General features: G+C 48.5%; 1 protein-coding gene. It reads left to right on the top strand.

Annotated features, from left to right (window positions below; all coding sequences use genetic code 11):
• The coding region (locus FHK88_RS12255) for a hypothetical protein (RefSeq protein WP_227431010.1) at window positions 1-301 on the top strand (301 nt) is incomplete at both ends.

The raw sequence follows: 301 nt of genomic DNA, 5'->3' as shown, positions 1-301 counted from the left end.
ATACAGAATTTATCGTATCGTCGGTCGAAGCTGACCAGCTTTATGCGCCTATCGAGAATGCTACAGCTACTGAAACACCTGAAAATAGTAGCAATACAGTGCAAACGAAGAGCGCTTTAGACTCGGTCGTGCCCCTATCCATTTTAGACACGGCTGCAGAAATGCTCGGTGTCGGTCTTGGCGACCGCGTTCACTTTAATATTCAAGGGATAGAAATCACCGGGCAAATCACCAGTATCCGTCAGCGCTATGAGCGCGGTCCCAGCCCGTACTTTTACTTCCTATTTGAGCCGTCGGTATT

The sequence above is a fragment of the Psychrobacter sp. I-STPA6b genome, from assembly GCF_020662265.1.
Classification (GTDB): domain Bacteria; phylum Pseudomonadota; class Gammaproteobacteria; order Pseudomonadales; family Moraxellaceae; genus Psychrobacter.
Note: the sequence above shows the minus strand (reverse complement) of the source record. Positions and strands in the feature narration are given on the sequence as shown.